The 17,239-nt window shown below is 38.7% G+C and carries 14 protein-coding genes, 3 pseudogenes and 1 riboswitch; of the genes and pseudogenes, 11 read left to right on the top strand and 6 right to left on the bottom strand.

Annotation, left to right across the window (positions count from 1 at the left end; translation table 11 throughout):
* The first annotated feature begins 128 nt into the window (after nt 1–128).
* From BSO02S_RS24510 to BSO02S_RS24490, 5 genes are all read left to right on the top strand, one after another.
* On the top strand, nt 129–458 hold the full coding sequence (locus BSO02S_RS24510; protein WP_066074145.1) for an HIT domain-containing protein: 330 nt from the start codon (nt 129–131) through the stop codon (nt 456–458).
* Between the two features lie 146 nt (nt 459–604).
* On the top strand, nt 605–1,405 hold the full coding sequence (locus BSO02S_RS24505) for a hypothetical protein (protein WP_066074142.1): 801 nt from the start codon (nt 605–607) through the stop codon (nt 1,403–1,405).
* A gap of 152 nt (nt 1,406–1,557) precedes the next feature.
* Entirely contained in the window at nt 1,558–1,758 is a 201-nt protein-coding gene (locus BSO02S_RS28340; protein ID WP_066074138.1) for an AbiH family protein, read from the top strand.
* Nucleotides 1,743–2,498: a bacteriophage abortive infection AbiH family protein gene (locus BSO02S_RS24495; protein WP_066074135.1), complete on the top strand. Its 756-nt coding sequence runs from the start codon at nt 1,743–1,745 to the stop codon at nt 2,496–2,498. Before BSO02S_RS28340 ends, BSO02S_RS24495 begins: the two co-directional genes overlap by 16 nt.
* A 143-nt stretch (nt 2,499–2,641) precedes the next feature.
* A complete protein-coding gene (locus BSO02S_RS24490) occupies nt 2,642–2,905 on the top strand; it encodes a hypothetical protein (RefSeq protein WP_066074132.1) in 264 nt (87 codons plus the stop codon).
* A gap of 303 nt (nt 2,906–3,208) precedes the next feature.
* Here the strand turns inward: BSO02S_RS24490 and BSO02S_RS26700 are convergent.
* From BSO02S_RS26700 to BSO02S_RS24470, 5 genes and pseudogenes are all read right to left on the bottom strand, one after another.
* Nucleotides 3,209–3,301 (bottom strand): annotated as a pseudogene (locus BSO02S_RS26700) (prepilin-type N-terminal cleavage/methylation domain-containing protein); the annotation flags it as partial.
* Nucleotides 3,302–3,325: 24 nt separating this feature from the next.
* Nucleotides 3,326–4,357, bottom strand: coding sequence for a competence type IV pilus assembly protein ComGB (gene comGB, locus BSO02S_RS24485; protein WP_066074129.1), 1,032 nt, complete (start codon nt 4,355–4,357; stop codon nt 3,326–3,328).
* Nucleotides 4,344–5,429, bottom strand: coding sequence for a competence type IV pilus ATPase ComGA (gene comGA, locus BSO02S_RS24480; protein WP_066074126.1), 1,086 nt, complete (start codon nt 5,427–5,429; stop codon nt 4,344–4,346). Before comGA ends, comGB begins: the two co-directional genes overlap by 14 nt.
* 155 nt (nt 5,430–5,584) lie before the next feature.
* Nucleotides 5,585–6,376, bottom strand: coding sequence for a YqhG family protein (locus BSO02S_RS24475; protein ID WP_066074123.1), 792 nt, complete (start codon nt 6,374–6,376; stop codon nt 5,585–5,587).
* On the bottom strand, nt 6,354–8,042 hold the full coding sequence (locus tag BSO02S_RS24470; RefSeq protein ID WP_066074120.1) for a DEAD/DEAH box helicase: 1,689 nt from the start codon (nt 8,040–8,042) through the stop codon (nt 6,354–6,356). The genes BSO02S_RS24475 and BSO02S_RS24470 overlap by 23 nt, the downstream gene beginning before the upstream one ends.
* Before the next feature lie 153 nt (nt 8,043–8,195).
* Nucleotides 8,196–8,285, top strand: a riboswitch (glycine riboswitch).
* Between the two features lie 167 nt (nt 8,286–8,452).
* Here BSO02S_RS24470 and gcvT point away from each other — a divergent pair.
* Genes gcvT through gcvPB form a run of 3 tightly spaced genes read left to right on the top strand, consistent with a single transcriptional unit; the run spans nt 8,453 to nt 12,377 of the window.
* Nucleotides 8,453–9,553 carry a glycine cleavage system aminomethyltransferase GcvT gene (gene gcvT / locus BSO02S_RS24465; RefSeq protein WP_066074117.1) on the top strand — a complete coding sequence of 367 codons (1,101 nt, stop codon included), beginning with the start codon at nt 8,453–8,455 and terminating at the stop codon, nt 9,551–9,553.
* 21 nt (nt 9,554–9,574) lie between these two features.
* Nucleotides 9,575–10,921 (top strand): aminomethyl-transferring glycine dehydrogenase subunit GcvPA, encoded by a 1,347-nt coding sequence (gene gcvPA / locus BSO02S_RS24460; protein ID WP_066074114.1) that lies wholly within the window; start codon nt 9,575–9,577, stop codon nt 10,919–10,921.
* Nucleotides 10,914–12,377 (top strand): aminomethyl-transferring glycine dehydrogenase subunit GcvPB, encoded by a 1,464-nt coding sequence (gene gcvPB / locus BSO02S_RS24455; protein ID WP_066074111.1) that lies wholly within the window; start codon nt 10,914–10,916, stop codon nt 12,375–12,377. The genes gcvPA and gcvPB overlap by 8 nt, the downstream gene beginning before the upstream one ends.
* 174 nt (nt 12,378–12,551) lie before the next feature.
* On the opposite strand, the gene BSO02S_RS24450 is transcribed toward gcvPB, so the two are convergent.
* Complete coding sequence (locus tag BSO02S_RS24450; RefSeq protein ID WP_066074108.1) at nt 12,552–12,935, bottom strand: rhodanese-like domain-containing protein; 384 nt, start codon at nt 12,933–12,935, stop codon at nt 12,552–12,554.
* A 194-nt stretch (nt 12,936–13,129) separates the two neighbouring features.
* Between BSO02S_RS24450 and lipM the strand changes: the two genes are divergently transcribed.
* From lipM to BSO02S_RS24435, 3 genes and pseudogenes are all read left to right on the top strand, one after another.
* Nucleotides 13,130–13,966 (top strand): lipoate--protein ligase family protein, encoded by an 837-nt coding sequence (lipM, locus tag BSO02S_RS24445; protein ID WP_066074105.1) that lies wholly within the window; start codon nt 13,130–13,132, stop codon nt 13,964–13,966.
* 334 nt (nt 13,967–14,300) lie between these two features.
* Nucleotides 14,301–15,089 (top strand): annotated as a pseudogene (locus BSO02S_RS24440) (ribonucleotide reductase barrel domain-containing protein); the annotation flags it as partial.
* Between the two features lie 340 nt (nt 15,090–15,429).
* A pseudogene (locus BSO02S_RS24435) lies at nt 15,430–17,202 on the top strand (vitamin B12-dependent ribonucleotide reductase); the annotation flags it as partial.
* Between the last annotated feature and the right edge of the window lie 37 nt (nt 17,203–17,239).

Genomic DNA, 17,239 nt, shown 5'->3' with positions numbered 1-17,239 from the left:
GGGTAGCGATACTTCAATAACGAAGGTCGCTTTTTTCTTCTTTAAGTAACGAAGCAGGTTTGTAGAATAAGGTCATAGAATAAGTTAAATGAACAATTAAGATAAAATTAGCTTTGATGGAGGGCATTATGACTGAAGATTTTTATTGTGATGAAGTATTAAGTGGTAAACCCCAGGTAAATAAGGTGTTGGAAACAGAAAATGTATTAGCCTATTATCATACAAGACCTTTTTATCCAGTCCATATAGTTGCAATACCTAAGAAACATATCCCTTCTTTAATTACATTAGAAGAAAGTGATAACGAATTATTATTAGAATTATTGAAAGTAATTAAAAAGGTTGCAACTATGGTTACTGAAGAAAACGGAGCTTGTAAAGTTATTACAAACTTAGGAGATTATCAGGACTCAAAACATCTCCATTGGCATATTGTCTCTGGAAAACCATTGAGATAGTTTTTAAACTAACGAAGGCGATTGTTAAATAAGAGCAGTCGCTTTTCTTGTTCCGCTAACTGGCAGATTAGTTTAATAAGGAGGTATTTAAGTATCTTGTAGAGAATTAATCTAGGAATAAATACATACAAAAAGGAGAAATTTGAATGTTTTCTAGGGCTACCATAATGGATGTTTTTTCTTTATTCAGTAACCAATCTCATGCTGTATTAGATAAATTCTTTTTTAAATATGGCATTGAAGAACATACTGTTTCTGCATCAAATAAGGATAATAAGGCATTAGCAGCAGTAAGATATTTAATTGATAACCCTGATGCAAAAGGCATTTTAGGAGGGAATATGGCTTATGAAATGGTTGAAGAGATTTTAGATATCTATATTAATAATGATTATTATTATGATGATCAATCAGGGGAATTTAACGAATATCCTAAATTAAAAAGATTGCTTCTAAAAGACGGGTTTGAAATTAGGGATAAACAATTAGTTAGAATGGTGGATTCAACAATTGATTATGTTGAAAATGAAGGTTTGTTATTTGAATTACTAAATAAATATAATTTTAGTACTGCTGAAGGGCACTATACTCAAGCAGTAAATGCTTTTACTAGAGGAGATTGGGCTGCTTGTAATAGTCAAATAAGAACTTTTGTGGAAGAATTGTTATGCAAATTAGCCGAAGATGTAACTGGAAATACATTCAATAAAAGTCACCATGCTAGAACGGCACTATCACAAAGTACACCTAAATTGTTTTATCCAGAGTTAAATGAATGGTTAAATGACGGTACAGGCTACTTTGAAACGTTTTGGAAGAGGCTACATACTCAAGGGTCCCATCCAGGGTTGTCTGATGAAAATGATAGTATGTTCAGATTAAATATAGTACAAATCTCAATTTTAGAAGTATTGAGAAGATATGATGATTTTAAAATGGGGAGATAACATATACCAACAACTATCCTCCATATACGTTGTAATTTTAAGCTGGGTCTTATCCAACTATCGCCGCGAAAGTTGGATATTTTACAGCAGGCAGGATTTGTTCAAGATGAAAGTTAAATACCTTTTGTAACTGATTTCATTGGGGGAGAAAAATGACTAATCTATTTTTCATTGGTAATGGTTTTGACTTATCTCATTGTTTAAAAACTTCGTATCAGGACTTTCGGGAGTATTTACTATCAAATCATCCAGACATTAAGATGGATGTATTAATAATACCAGAAGGAAGTATGTTACCAGATGGAGGTATACATTATGATGAAGATAAGGTTTATCAATGTTATTTTATTTGATCAATCAAGCAGAAAACGATGAAGCTGAGTGGAAGGATATAGAAGCATCATTAGGACGTTTAGACTTCAGTGAAGTATACGATTGGCTCGATGATATCGTGGATAAAGATGGAGATATAAATCCTTGGAAAACAGCAAGTAGGAATGAAGATATTGCTGAAGACCTTATAGTTCCAACAGCAGCAATTCAGCGTTATTTTTCTGAATGGGTCGATTCTATTAATATTAGTTCTGCTGAACCCAAACAAGACTTTAAGTCACTTATAGGGGATGGAGAACAGTTTCTAACGTTCAATTATACTGATACTCTAGAAGAGGTATATGGTATTGATGAGAGTAATATTTGCCATATACATGGTAGACAAGGTGCAGAAATCTACTTTGGACATGGTGAAACAGAAGATTATTCTGAAATCTATATGCAACAACATATAGGTTCTGAAAACGGGCTAAGCCGCATTGACCGACAGTTGAGAAAAGAAACAGAAAAAGCTCTTGAAACAAATTGTGACTTCTTTTATAACCTAGAAGAACTTAACATCAACAAGATTTACTCATATGGTTTTTCATTTAGTATGGTTGATAAAATCTACTTAGGAGAGATTTGTAGTCTAATAAATACCGAAGAAGTTATTTGGTATTTTAATGATTATGATTTATCTTCAGTTGAAAAATATAAAGAATTACTAAATAGCTGTGGCTTTAAGGGGAGTTTTGATACATTCCATATCGGTAAATAATGAGATTCACTTAAACTAATGGGTAAAAGAGTTGAAGATAAGGATCGCTGCGGCGATCTTTTTTCTTGTTGTGTTAACGTGGCAGAATAGTTCAACAAATGAATGGGATATTAGGTAAAATATCATTAGAGGGAGGGATGGTTTTGAAACAAAATAAACAAGCTCTGTATTTCAATATGATTTTGGGTACAATTGGAACCATACTCATTGCTTTATCTGCAATGAGGTATCTGGTTAAAGAAAATGATAATATAGGGAACGCATTTATACTTTTTGGTTTTATATTAATGAATGGATATATCAATTACTTAGAAAAAAGAGCAGGAATAAGTAAAAAATTGACTTGGATTAGTTTTATTGTATTTTTAATTTTGTTTATTTCTTTTTCATATTTCTTATATTTCTAGTTATTTCTTATTCAAGTAACGGGTGCTTTCCTTGAAGAACCAGCTGCTAATTTTAGCAGCTTTTTGATCGACTAAAGGGCAGGTTAGTTGAAGAAAAGATAAAAGGATTCTTACCCAAAAACAAGAATATATACTTTTCGGTATTTTAATCAGCACATTTTGGCATTTATATCGAAATGTATTTCACAATGCATTTTATGTATAAATATTCTATTATTGAACCTTTTTAATTATCATTGTAGGACTTTTTTTGTCATAGTATAACTTATTTTAACGATGTAAGACAATTTTTATCGGGGACATTGGAATCGTGATTATAAGCAAAACCGAAATGACCAGCATTACGATCATCATTTCTATTAGTGTGAATCCTTTTTCATTGTTTATTTTTTTCATGTTCATTTTTTTATCCTCCATTTGTTAAATGCCATCTAATAGATGGAACATTGGTAATAGTATGGCTAAATACATTGAGACCACAAGAAATCCAATAAAAAGGTATAGAATTGGCTGAATGGTTTTGAAGCTTTTTTCAATCATTTCCTCCATGTTGGTGACACAATGCTTACTGAAAAAAAGTAATTCCTGCTCTAATTTTCCATTTTCTTGGCCGTGTTTTACAATCATCGGAAATTCCTTTTCAAAGAACGAAAAAGTACCTAAAATTGTTTCCAATTTTTCTCCGGTAACAAGCTTAGATTTGATCACTAAAGCTAATTGACTGTAAAAAGGTTGTCGTAGGTTCTTTTCAAATAGAAGCAGTGCTTCAGAGACCGATATTCCACCGGATAACAGGAAGCTTAGTTGAATGGAAAAGTAGTGGGTAAACAGCAATTTGAGGATCCTGCCAACAATTGGAATACGAACAAGCTGTATCCTTTGCTGGAGAATAGTGAGTTTTCTAAAAATAAGAAAATAGTAGATTGCTGTCATCATGAAGATACCAATCAGCAAACCGATAAAAATGGGAAAATATTGATCAAACGCATAAATGACTTTCGTGAAGAAATTCGCTTCAAGTCCTAGTGATGTAAACAGACTAGTAAACTTTGGAAGCAACGTATTTTCCACGAAAATAAATAAAAAACCAGTAATAAAAATAAGTAACATTGGATATTGAAGCAATTTAATTAACTTTCTTACATCTTTATCCTTTAATAGGGCAAGAGCACTCCCTTCTAGCAATGCATCGGCAAAACTGCCATGTTGTTCTGCGAAATAAACATAACCGATTAAGTCTTTGTTAAACCTGAGGTTGTTTAAGACATCATGAAACGGCAAACCATCTTTTAATTCCACTAAGCAGCCATTTAATTCCTCCTTTCGTTTTGATGGTAACTGCAATGCTATGGATTCAATTGCTTCAGCAATTGGATACCCCCGTGCCAGTAATTCACCTGTTCTCTTTAAGAAACTTGCCTGCTCATTTACAGACCATTTATGATGTTTCATCATCATACACCAATCGTTCATATTCAGATTCTTGAATATATCCAAGGGCAATGCCCTTTTTTATCACTTCTTTTATCGTCCGGTAGCGTGTTGTAATATTTTCTCCCTGTGCCGCTTTCATTGCTGCGTTTAAATTTCTTCCCGATAAAAGCTCAAACACACTTGCCCGTTTCCATCGGCCATAGGAATAACAAATAGGTGAACACTCTCCCTCACAATATGGGCAGGTCAATTCTACTAATCTTTGTGCAGTTACGGCAATAAGGGTCTGTTCCACCTCTAACCAATTCACACCAAATTCACGAAGGCGGTAAACCGCTCCCTTCGCATCACGTGTATGCATCGTGCTAAGCACTAGATGCCCCGTTAACGCGGCTCGAACGGCAATCTTTGCTGTTTCCGCATCCCTGATTTCACCAACCATAATAATGTCGGGGTCATGACGAAGAATAGCCTTTAAACCGGCCGCATAGGTGACGCCTGCTTTTTCGTTGACTTGGATTTGGAGGACAGAGTCATAGTTTTTTTCAATTGGGTCTTCGAGTGTAATGACATTACGATGAAATAAGTGGGCAGTTTCATTAAGTAGAGAGTATAAAGTAGTGGTCTTCCCGCTGCCGGTCGGACCGGTGAAGATTATTAAACCGTGTGCATGTTTGAGAAGGGCGAGTAGTTTTCTTGTCATAGCTGGAAATAAAGAGAGTTGATGAAAAGGAATCTGTTCTTGCTGGGGTAATAGCCTGATGACGAGGCTCTCTCGATTGTTAGATGGAAGAGTTGAAAGCCTAAGGCCCATTAATTGTCCGTCTACCTGACAAACAATCGCTCCGCTTTGCGGGCGTCTTCTTTCACCAATATCCATGTTTGCAGTGAATTTAAAGTGTGAGATTAATCTGTCGCATTCATCTTTAGGAAGGGATAGTCGTGGAATGAGCTTGTTGGTTAATCGGATTTGGACGAGTGTGTCATTCTTCCTTGGGATAATGTGAATATCTGTTGCTTGGTTCCGTGCGGCATCTGTGACGATTCGATTTGCTAGAATTTCTATTGAGCTAACAATAGGTAACACCACCTTTTCATTTTTCTTTGGTTAATATTCGACATGCTTCTTTCTTTTCCTTTTTTATTTTTAAAAAATTTTTTATTTTTTTCGACAAAAAACTTACGTGGGTGTAAGAAACCATGTGAAATTTTCACATGGTTTCTTACACCCACGATATCCCATTTTTATATTGCCTTTTCAGTTAGATAGAATAGTCCGCCATTTATAAAGGAGATGTTGATTTTTGGTTCGTATTGTTCTTTTAGGGCGGTTTTTTCTGTCTCATAGCTCTCATTTTCTTCTTCAATGTCCTCATAGAAATGATTTAATAGCTGCAAATCCTGATCCCAGCGTTGTCTTGCATCATCGGCCCATGCATGGTCGTCGTCTTCGATGACGGACTTGAGATAGCTTTCTATTCTTGACATCCCGCTTTTCGGTCTCACTAAAGGGGATAAGGTAAAGGAATAATCCGGAATTTTTGGCGTCAGCTGTATTTGCAGCAAACGGTCATGGAAATCTTCGACCATTTGTCCATTGATGAGCTGCAAGCCAATTGATTTAAAAATATCGCGTTTACGGTCACATTGATAGGAGATTTTAACATTCATACATAGCCAGGGTAGTAAGGGAGTTTGGCTGCTCTGATGGCGATGGTTTTCATAAAGCCGAATGTAGCTGGCTAGACTTTTTGCTGATTCAAATATTTGATGCAGCCTTGGCGAACCAAAATGAATGATTTCACCCTTCATATTTTCAGGCGCCTTTTCTTTATTCGTAATGAAGGTGAGCTGCATTGGATTTGGAATCCCGCCCGTCTTTTCTAAATAATGCCAGTAAAAAGGGCGGTTCATTAATTCCTTATCAAGTTCAATTGTCAGCTGTACGGTTAAATACCCGTCAGTATTTTCAATGATTTCACACTCATTTGCCTGAAAATACTTTGTCAAAAAGCTATGAATTTCCTGCTGCTGCATGGGAATCCCCCTCCTTCATCGTTTGGGCAAATTCAATCATAGACGATAAATTTTCCATTTTAATCCGCATTTCACCTTCTGAACAGGATTGCCCGAATATATCAATTAAATGATCTTCAATATTGCCAAATTCTAGTTTTGTTAGAATATCATCTAGGTCGCCAATCACACGCTCAAATAATTCAATTTTTTCATATAAAAGCTTTAAAATATGTTCTTCGACCGTATTTTTAATCGCAAAATTATAAATCATGACATCCTTTTCCTGTCCAAGACGATGGATTCGTCCAATTCGCTGTTCTAGCCGCATCGGATTCCAGGGCAAATCAAAGTTAATAATATGATTACAAAATTGCAGGTTTATTCCTTCACCGCCAGCTTCAGTCGCAATCAGGACTTGGGCGTGCTTTTGAAACAGTTCCCGCATCCAATCCTTTTTGCCGCGCTTAAACCCACCCCGAAAAGGGACAGAAGAGATTCCATGCTGCTTTAAAAACCACTGCAGGTACATCTGTGTTGCTCGATATTCGGTGAAAATAATCACTTTATCATTTACTTTTTGAATTAATTCAAGTGCTTTTTCCGCTTTTGAATTTTGCTGAACAGCTTCGACTTTTTTTATTAAAAATTGGATTTGTTCTTCAAAGGCCGGAGTTGGATTCTCTTTCCTTTGCAGCATGTTTTTAAGTGTATAAAAAACCGCTTCTCTGCTGCTGCACGCCTCCCGCTGCAGGGTCATCACGGAGAAGGCGCTTCTTTGAACCCAATCTCCGTCACTTTTTAGAGTGGTAATCGCCTCATAGAGTTCCTTTTCAGGCGCAGTGCATTCAATCGGAATCGTTTCCACATGCCGTTTTGTCCATTCAATTCCTGTATCGGCCCGGCGGTTCCGAATCATAACCTTATTCACTAATTCTTTTAAATGCTCGTCATCATTTAAGGAACGCGAATCGCGCTTGTATTTTTCAAAAAATACGGTTTCGCTTCCTAAATGTCCGGGCTTTAACAGCGAAACAAGATTAAATATTTCTTCGACTCGGTTTTGAATCGGTGTTGCGGTCAACAGTAAACAAAATTTCTTTTTTAGATTTTGGACAAATTCGTAGTTTTTTGTTTTATTATTTTTTAGCTTGTGTGCCTCGTCAATAATAATCAGGTCATAGTCCTGCTGATAAATGATTTCCCTGTGCGGGTTACGTTTGGCGGTATCAATTGAAGAAACAACAACATCGTACTGATCCCATACATAACTTTTCCTCTGTGTAATGGCCGGGATAAAGAATTTGTTATTCAGCTCAATTGCCCACTGCGTAACCAATGAAGCAGGAACAAGAATTAGCACCTTTTTCACTAAACCGCGAATCATGTACTCCTTTAGGATTAACCCGGCCTCAATCGTTTTTCCAAGTCCGACTTCATCAGCAAGAATCGCTTTACCATTCATGTTTTCTATCACTTGCTTCGCGGTTTCGAGCTGGTGCGGGAAGGGGGTTAAATTGGGCAGATGCTTCGGCGCTAGTAATCCTTCAAATTCAGGGATGACAAGATGTTTCTCCACGCCAATTGCTAGTTTAAAAAGCTCCCAATTTCCCCATGGACCATCGTTCTCGATTCTATGTAAAAAATCATCCTGCCAAGAGGAATCAAATTCAATTTCGACTGACATTATTTCAGCCCCTTTTCAGATAAATAGTTATTGCCCAATCCATTGATTTAATGGTAGGATGAAAATAGCTTTGAAAGTTTTAAATATTTTAATAAGGTAATTTATTTTTTAAGTATAATTAGTATGACCAAATTGGATAATATTATAATGCGAATGACAACAAGGGGAGAGACTACCTTTGTAGCGCCGAAGGAGCAAGCAGATTCATGTGAATCTCTCAGGCAAAAGAACTCTTGTTTGACGCAGCTCTGGAGAGTGCTACCTATTAATATGTAGCCACCAAAGGGGAAAGCCATTTAGGTAAACTTTCAGGTGCAAGGACAGAGACCTACTTTCGTTACGAGGGGGGTCTCTGTCCTTTTTTGTTATCCACTGAACAGCTAAGTAAAAGATTGAAGGGGGACTTAAGAATGACAGAATTAAAACGTACTCCGCTTTTCGATGTGTATAAAGAAAATGGGGGGAAAACCATCGATTTTGGTGGCTGGGAGCTGCCCGTCCAATTTTCGAGTATTAAGGAAGAACATGAAGCAGTCCGCACAAGAGCAGGCTTGTTTGATGTGTCCCATATGGGTGAAGTGGAAGTCAAAGGCGCTGACAGCTTAAGCTACTTACAAAAAATGATGACAAATGACATTTCGAAAATAAAAAATGGTGCCGCACAGTATACAGCCATGTGCTACGAAAACGGCGGTACAGTTGATGATTTGCTTGTTTATAAAATCGAAGACAATCACTATCTTCTCGTTGTAAACGCATCCAATATTGATAAGGATTACAATTGGCTGGAAGAACATTTAGATGGTGATGTCAGCCTTGAAAACTTATCAGAAAAGACAGCTCAGCTTGCCCTGCAAGGACCTCTTGCTGAAAAAGTACTACAAAAACTTACGGATACGGATTTAAGTGAAATTGGCTTTTTTAAATTCCAACAAGAAGTAACTGTAAATGGCAAAAAGACGCTTGTATCAAGAACCGGTTATACAGGTGAAGATGGTTTTGAAATATATTGCGATGCCAGTGATGTTGTTGATCTTTGGAGGGCAATATTGTCTTCAGGAGAAGCAGAAGGTATTTTGCCTATTGGTTTAGGCGCGCGAGACACACTAAGGTTTGAAGCAAATTTAGCCCTATATGGCCAAGAACTTTCCCCAGAAATATCACCGCTAGAGGCAGGCATTGCCTTTGCAGTGAAATTGAATAAAGAAGCAGATTTTATTGGAAAAGAAGCACTAAAACAACAAAAGGAAAACGGTTTACCAAGAAAAACGGTTGGGATAGAAATGATTGACCGCGGAATCCCTCGCCACGGGTACCCTGTTTATCATGGTGAAGTACTAATTGGGGAAGTGACAACTGGGACGCAGTCACCAACTTTAAAGAAAAATATTGGTCTTGCCTTAATTAAGACGGAATTCGCTGGGCTCGATTCAGAGGTCGAAGTTGAAATTCGTGGAAAACGTTTAAAAGCAACAGTCGTTCCAACACCATTTTATAAAAGAGAAAAGTAAAAGATGAAGGGAGTTAGGTTTATGAAACATCGCTATTTACCTATGACTGAAGAAGATAAGAGGGCAATGCTTGATACTATTGGTGTTTCCTCCATTGATGAACTGTTCAGCGATATCCCAGAAAAAGTAAGGTTTAAGGGAGAATACAAGATTAAAGCGGCAAAGTCTGAAACTGCGCTCATGAAAGAGCTTTTTATGTTAGCCGATCGCAATGCCGATCTTAAGAGAAACGTTTCTTTCCTAGGTGCAGGCGTTTATGACCATTACATGCCTGTCATCGTTGATCATGTCATTTCTCGGTCCGAATTTTATACTGCTTATACACCATACCAGCCGGAAATTTCTCAAGGTGAACTGCAAGCGATTTTTGAATTCCAAACGATGATTTGTGAATTAACGGGAATGGATGTGGCTAACTCATCAATGTACGATGGTGGAACCGCCCTTGCTGAAGCGGCCATGTTAAGTGCAGGCCATACAAAGCGGAAAACAATCGTTGTTTCAAATGCCGTTCATCCCGAGTTCCGCGATGTTCTTAAAACGTATGCAAAGGGACAGTATCTTGAGGTAGTAGAAGTACCTGTAAAAGATGGGGTAACGGATGTTGAAGCATTAAAAGGTTTGATAAACTCCGATGTTGCGGCCGTTATTGTCCAATATCCAAACTTCTTCGGTAGAATTGAACCATTAAAAGAACTGGAAGAAATAATTCACGAAAATAAATCGATGTTTGTCGTTTCAAGCAATCCGTTGTCGCTTGGAGTGTTAACACCTCCAGGGAAATTTGGAGCGGACATTGTCATTGGTGATGCGCAGCCGTTTGGAATCTCAACTAACTTTGGTGGACCGCATTGTGGATATTTTGCGGTAACCAATAAATTACTTCGCAAGGTTCCAGGGCGTCTTGTTGGACAGACCGTGGACGACGAGGGCCGCCGTGGTTTTGTTTTAACACTGCAAGCACGTGAACAGCATATCCGCCGGGAAAAAGCGACCTCTAATATTTGTTCTAACCAGGCACTTAACGCCCTTGCAGCATCTGTTGCAATGACGGCTCTTGGTAAAAAAGGTGTCCATGAAATGGCTGCTGCTAATTTACAAAAGGCACATTATGCAAAAAAGGCCTTTAAAGAAGCCGGATTTGAAGTCGTTTACGATGGCCATTCCTTCAATGAATTTGTGGTCAAATTAAACAAACCAGTAAAAGAAATGAATCAAAAACTGTTACAAAAGAGAATAATCGGGGGTTATGATTTAGGACGTGACTATTCAGAGTTATCCAATCATATGCTGATTGCTGTAACAGAACAAAGAACGAAGGAAGAAATCGATACTTTAGTGAAAGAATTGGGGGATCTGCATGCATAATCAAGACCAAGCGCTCATTTTTGAACTTAGTACACCCGGCCGTATCGGATACAGTCTCCCGGAAATGGATGTACCAGAATTAGATCTCAGTGGACTTCTTCCAGAAGGGTATTTACGCGAAGAAGAGGCTGAGCTTCCGGAAGCTTCTGAGCTTGATATCATGCGCCACTATACGGCTCTTTCCAAAAGAAATCATGGCCTGGACTCAGGGTTTTATCCACTAGGCTCATGTACAATGAAATACAACCCGAAAATCAATGAAAATGTTGCCCGCTTTAACGGCTTTGCTCATGTCCACCCACTTCAGGACGAAAGCTCGGTCCAAGGGGCGCTAGAGCTTCTATACGATTTGCAGGAGCATTTAATTGAAATTACTGGAATGGATGAAGTGACATTGCAGCCAGCGGCAGGTGCACACGGGGAATGGACAGGATTAATGATGATCCGTGCCTATCATGAAGCAAACGGTGACCTGAAACGGACAAAGGTAATCGTACCAGATTCCGCGCACGGGACAAACCCGGCCTCCGCTACAATCGCCGGTTTTGAAACGATTACAGTAAAGTCAACAGACCAGGGTCTTGTTGATCTTGATGATTTAAGAAGAGTGGTTGGCGAGGATACAGCTGCCCTCATGCTGACCAATCCAAACACGCTTGGCTTATTTGAGGAACACATTCTTGAAATCACAGAAATTATTCACAATGCAGGCGGAAAAGTTTATTATGATGGAGCAAACTTAAACGCTGTTCTATCAAAAGCTAGACCTGGCGACATGGGCTTTGACGTCGTTCATTTAAATCTTCATAAAACATTCACCGGCCCGCATGGCGGCGGCGGCCCTGGTTCTGGTCCTGTTGGTGTGAAAGCAGACCTAATTCCATACTTACCGAAGCCAATTATTTCAAAGCGCGGTGATGAATTTGTGCTTGATTATGACCGTCCGCAATCCATAGGCCGTGTTAAGCCGTTTTATGGAAACTTCGGCATCAATGTTCGTGCTTACACATATATTCGTTCAATGGGTCCTGATGGCTTAAAGGCCGTAACGGAGTATGCCGTTTTAAACGCAAACTACATGATGAGAAGACTTGCAGAACATTATGATTTGCCATTTGATAAGCATTGTAAACATGAGTTTGTCCTTAGTGGCAGACGCCAGAAAAAATTAGGCGTGCGGACGTTAGACATCGCAAAACGGCTGCTTGATTTTGGCTATCACCCGCCAACCATTTACTTCCCGTTAAATGTGGAAGAATGTATCATGATTGAGCCGACAGAAACAGAATCAAAAGAGACACTCGATTCCTTCGTCGATAAAATGATTCAAATTGCCAAAGAGGTTGAGGAAAATCCAGAAATCGTTCAAGAGGCACCGCATACAACAGTGGTTGGCCGCATGGATGAAACGAAGGCAGCAAGGAAACCAATTTTAAGATATCAGAAAGCTGAATAAATGAAAAAAGGCCAGATTCGAATGAATCTGGCCTTTTTCTGTGTGTGATTCGATATTTTAATGTCAATTTGGTATAAAATGTATAAGGGGCCAAAACCCATCAAAAATGAGCCAAATGGAATCTTTCGAAATAAAAAAGGATCCGGAACGTCTCCGGAACCTTACATTTTTCCATTATTTCTTAGCTTTTATTTTACCAGACCACTTTTTAAATCCGCCTTGAAGCTGGGTTAGGTCTTTATAGCCTTTACGATGTAAAAATTGTGCTGCACGAGAGCTGCGCATGCCACTTTGGCAATATAAATAAACCGGCATATCAGATCTAATTTCCTGCATACGCATCTTCATTTGCGACATGGGGATATTACGTGCTCCTAAAATATGGCCGCCATCAAATTCGTTCGCTTCACGAACATCTATTAGTTGTGCCTTTCTGTATCCCGCACGGAACTCTTCTTCTGTTACCGTTTTAACAATCCTTTTCTGATAGAAAAAAGTAAAAACGGAATAAATGATGACTGCTACAATAACGATTAATAGGAAATATAGTGAATTCAACTTCTTCTTGCTCCCTTCAAACTTGTTTGCACTAGTATTTATTATATAAGTCAAACACATAAAGATAAAGATGAATAAAAAAAATCTTTTCATTTTAGCCTAAATTAATTATAGCAGAAACATCTCAGTTTGAATCTATATCAGATTTTGGTAGACTAATACTCGAATCAATTCTATAAAAATGAGGTTTTTATATGGAAAAGGAAGTTTGGCGTTTTATCGATTCAGGGGACAGTTCTCCATCCTTTAATATGGCTTTAGATGAAGCATTACTCGATTGGCATAGCGAGGGGAAATTTCCGCCGGTGATTCGTTTTTACGGCTGGGACCCAGCAACGTTATCTGTAGGTTACTTTCAAAACGTTGAGAAAGAAATTGATATGGAGGCGGTCAAAGCACACCAACTGGGCTTTGTTAGAAGACCAACAGGCGGGCGCGGCGTTCTCCATGAACATGAACTTACATACAGCGTGATTGTTTCAGAAGAGCATCCTGAAATGCCTAAATCCGTGACAGAGGCCTATCGTGTCATATCGGAAGGGATTCTAAAAGGTTTTCACAGGTTAGGGCTTGATGCTTATTTTGCTGTTCCTAAAACAATGGAAGAACGCGATGCGTTGAAAAATCCACGTTCAGCTGTTTGCTTTGATGCACCGAGCTGGTATGAGCTTGTTGTGGAAGGCCGCAAGGTTGCGGGCAGTGCACAAACGAGACAAAAGGGCGTCATTTTACAGCACGGGGCGATTCTGCTGGATTTGGATGAGGATAAGCTGTTTAGTTTATTTAAATATTCTAATGAACGGGTAAAGGATCGGATGAAGAAGGCGTTCAAAGATAAAGCGGTTGCTATTAATGCAATTAGTCCTAGAAGAATCAGCCTTGAGGAAGCAAAGGATGCTTTTTATCAAGGCTTTGCTGAAGGGTTGAATATTGAGCTTGAAACCTATCAATTAACGGAAGAAGAACTTGAGTACGTTCAAAAATTGGCAAAAGAACGATATGAAAGTGATGAATGGAATTTTAAGCGATAAATGAAAGCGGCGATTGCCGCTTTTTTCTTTTTGCTATTAAACCCTTTTGAAAAAAGAGGCAACCTGCGGAATTTGTTAAAATTACCGGTTTATTAGCGAAAACCAATTAAAAGCTTATATTTACTCGTAAATCTAGTTAATTTTAAGTTTGACAAAATTATTGTTTTTTGCGTGTATCACAATATGTAGTGGTGTTGAAAATATTTTAGGCACTATATATTGATTTTTGTATCGTAGATATGATAACTTATGTATATTAAGTCATCAAGATATAGCATAAACAAACTAGGGAACAAGCAAAAGATTGAGATTTTATAATAGAGGAGTTGTGTTCATGTCTGTAGTTTTTAGACAAAAAATGAATATTGATTTTGGGAGGTTGAATGAGGATATCCGCTTATTTCCCCAGGTGCACCCTGTAACCCCAGATATGAAAATAACTCACAAGGGTGTTTCTCGTTTGGTCATGCTTGACCGCTACACCTTTAAAGACACGGCGAAAATTACCCTCACGAATGGCGACTTTGTTGTTCTAACCATTAAAGAGGATCCGAAATTTCCGGCACGAGGCTTAGGAACCATCATGGAAATTGACTGGGAAAATAAAAGGGCAAAGGTTTTGGTTGATGAGGAATTTAGAGGTGCGCTCGATGATCCTGAGGAAACCACGACAGGAATAATAATCAGGTCTTTGGATGTCATTGAAAAGCCATTAGAGCTCTTCTACGAGCAAATTGCAAAGCGGAATGCAACAGGTCTTGCCTCTGTGGAGGAAACAGAAGAGAAGCGCTTAGAGTGGTTTGAGCGGTTTTATCAAGAACTTGTTACGATGAACTTTATTCCAGCCGGCCGTGTTCTTTATGGTGCTGGGGCAAATACAGACGTAACATTTTTTAATTGTTACGTGATGCCGTTCGTTCCAGACTCACGCGAAGGTATCTCTGATCATCGCAAACAGGTAATGGAGATTATGAGCCGCGGAGGCGGTGTTGGCACGAATGGCTCGACGCTGAGACCGCGAAATACTCTAGCTAGAGGTGTGAATGGAAAATCATCTGGTTCGGTTTCATGGCTCGATGATATTGCGAAATTGACGCATTTGGTGGAGCAAGGTGGATCCCGTTAACTAACTCCAACGGCGGGATTAAAATCTCGTGAATTGCTGGAACACCCTTAGAGCTTTATCAACCACAACGTGACTGGCAACGGTGAGCGTGAAGGTTTGAAAATGATAAGGATTGGGCAATCAGCAGCGAAGCGTCTTTGGAAACGAAGATGACCGTTCAACGACTATTAAAATTTCCTAAGGTTTAACACTATGGAAAGAGTAAACCGATTTTTCGGTAACGAAATATCGGGGCACGAGACAAAGGTATTTATCTTTGATGATATAGTTCTGATCTCATGTGAAAGCATGAGAGCTAGGCAGAAATGACCTAGCCACTCTATAGAGTGTAACAAAAAAGCGTGGAGCACAAATGATCATGTTGGCGGATTGGCATCCAGACATTATTGAATTTATTATTTCTAAGATGCAAAATCCAAGAATTTTACGATTCTTAATTGAAAATACAAATGATGAAACGATTAAAAAGCATGCGAAGGATAAGCTTAAATTCACACCGCTAACCCTTCAGGAAACAGCAATGTATCAAGGAATAGTAAATTACAAAAACATTCCGGGTTTTGGTGGATTTGATGAAAATATTATTGCCGATGCCGAAGAAAAATTAGCAACAGGTGGTAATTACACAGTTCATAATCCTGAATTCCTAACTGGAGCAAATATTTCCGTTTGTTTAACAAAGCAATTTATGGAAGCTGTTGAAAATGATGCTGAATATGAGCTTCGTTTCCCATATGTTGAACACTACAACGAAGAGGAAATGAAAATTTACAATGAACAATGGCATAAAGTCGGCGACGTCCGTGAGTGGGAAAAACTCGGTCACAAAGTGCGAGTTTACAAGAAATTTAAAGCAAAAGAGTTATGGAATTTAATTAACATCTGCGCCACCTACTCGGCCGAGCCGGGAATATTTTTCATTGATAATGCTAACGACATGACAAATGCCAAAGCATATGGGCAGCAAGTCGTTGCAACAAACCCGTGTGGTGAGCAACCACTCGCACCATTTTCTGTCTGTAACCTTGCTGCTGTTAATCTTGCGGAGATGGCTGATAAGGAAACAAAGACTGTTGATTTTGAAAAACTAAAGCAAACTGTCGCTGTAGGCGTTCGAATGCAGGACAATGTTATTAATGCAACACCATATTTCCTTGAGGAAAATAAAAAGCAAGCCCTTGGTGAACGACGTGTGGGGCTTGGGGTAATGGGCTTGCACGACATGCTCATTTATTGTGAAACAGAATATGGCTCACCCGATAGTAACAAATTAGTTGATCAAGTTTTTGAAACAATCGCGACTACTGCGTATAAAACATCAGTAGAATTGGCAAAAGAGAAGGGAAGTTTTCCATTCCTAACCGGTGATACAACTAAAGAAACCAATCGGTTACGGCAAGCTTTCATTGATACAGGTTTTATGAAAAAAATGCCTGAAGATGTCCGACAATCTATCTTAGAAAACGGAATAAGAAATTCACATTTGCTAACTGTCGCTCCTACGGGATCCACGGGAACAATGGTTGGCGTCTCCACAGGATTGGAGCCTTATTTCTCTTTCTCTTATTTCCGAAGTGGACGTCTTGGCAAATTTATCGAAGTCAATGCAGATATTGTTCAAGAATATCTAGAGAAACATCCAGAAGCGGATCCAAACAATCTTCCACACTGGTTTGTTACAGCAATGGAGCTATCCACTGAAGCGCATGCGGATGTCCAATGCATCATCCAGCGCTGGATTGACAGCTCAATTAGTAAAACAGTTAATGCACCAAAAGGTTATAGCGTGGAGCAGGTTGAAAAAGTATACCAGCGTCTCTACCGCGGCGGTGCAAAGGGTGGGACTGTTTATGTTGATGGATCACGTGATTCTCAAGTATTAACCCTTAAAGCTGAGGAAAATACCAATGAGCAATTATCAATGTTTCAAGAAAAACCGAAGCAGCATGTTGTCCTTGTCGATACCATTACTGAGCTTCGTTCAACAAGTGTCACAATCGGATCCGAGGTAGGCAACACATGCCCAGTCTGCCGTAAAGGAAAAGTCAAGGAACTTGGCGGCTGCAATACATGTACAAACTGCGGTGCCCAATTAAAATGTGGTCTATAGGTATTTAAGGTGTGGATGAGAATCCACACCTTTTTCC

Origin of the sequence: Neobacillus soli NBRC 102451 (assembly GCF_001591665.1) — a bacterium.
Taxonomy (GTDB): Bacteria; Bacillota; Bacilli; order Bacillales; family Cytobacillaceae; genus Neobacillus; species Neobacillus soli.
The sequence above is the reverse complement of the archived record's forward strand: the minus strand, read 5'-3'. Positions and strand labels throughout refer to the sequence as shown.